The organism is Methylobacterium hispanicum (assembly GCF_022179285.1).
In the GTDB taxonomy this organism is placed as follows: domain Bacteria; phylum Pseudomonadota; class Alphaproteobacteria; order Rhizobiales; family Beijerinckiaceae; genus Methylobacterium; species Methylobacterium hispanicum.
In genome coordinates this window covers 1-319 of sequence record NZ_BPQO01000110.1, presented here as the reverse complement: position 1 = coordinate 319, position 319 = coordinate 1, and the positions used below count along the sequence as shown (strand labels likewise).

Annotated in this window: 1 protein-coding gene; it reads right to left on the bottom strand. The window is 80.6% G+C overall.

Going from position 1 to position 319, the window contains the following annotated elements; translation table 11 throughout:
• A partial coding sequence (locus MFF56_RS31985; RefSeq protein WP_238232266.1) for an Ig domain-containing protein occupies nucleotides 1-319 on the bottom strand: 319 nt, incomplete at both ends.

The following is a 319-nucleotide window of genomic DNA, read 5'->3' as shown; positions in this document are numbered from 1 at the left end:
CTGGCCGAGCGTGGCGGCCGCAGCGGGGCTGCCGGCGATGCGCAGCGGCCCGGCGATCGTGATGGCGAGGCTGGCCTGCTCGCGCCGGCCCGCCGCGTCCGTGACGCGCAGCACGATGCCCGGGTAGCTGCCGGCGCCGCTCGGCGTGCCGGCGATGCGCCCGTCCGCCTCGAGCACGAGGCCGGCCGGCAGGGTGCCGCCGGCCAGGTCGAAGGCGTAGGGGGCGCTGCCGCCGCCGGCGGAGAAGCGGGCCTCGTAGGGCTCGCCCAGCATGCCCTCGCCGGCGCCGCCGGCGAGGACGAGCGGGTCGGCCACCACG